The following is a 373-nucleotide window of genomic DNA, read 5'->3' on the forward strand; positions in this document are numbered from 1 at the left end:
AGCAATGTGCTCACGAGTATTACCAGTCTTTTCCAATTTCGACAGATAGTGGAGAAAGCCTTAGGATTGGACAAAGCTCAATTTCTGGCCGTTCTCATAAACACTATATTGGTTCTGGCTGTATGGTTGCTAAGGTAAGCACAAAAGTCTATTTGGATGCTGATAAACAAGCTAATAACTTTTACTCGGTTTCTGTTTCAATGCCAACTTTAGATGATAGATGCAGGAGTAATTCTGACATACCAGCATGTAAGGAAAGCTCAGTTAGTCACACAGTCTTATTTTCTAGAGATATTTTAGCTAGTGAGATTGGTGACTATTTTAAAAGTAAGACTATGAATCAAATCGTAAGTTATGACGAATATAGCCGTGT

The 373-nt window shown here is 37.0% G+C and carries 1 protein-coding gene; it reads left to right on the forward strand.

The genetic code is table 11. The annotated features are described in order from the left end of the window. On the forward strand, positions 1-373 hold a 373-nt coding region (locus tag AN394_RS22390; protein ID WP_235576293.1), incomplete at both ends, for a hypothetical protein.

The organism is Pseudoalteromonas sp. P1-26, from assembly GCF_001401795.1.
Classification (GTDB): domain Bacteria; phylum Pseudomonadota; class Gammaproteobacteria; order Enterobacterales; family Alteromonadaceae; genus Pseudoalteromonas.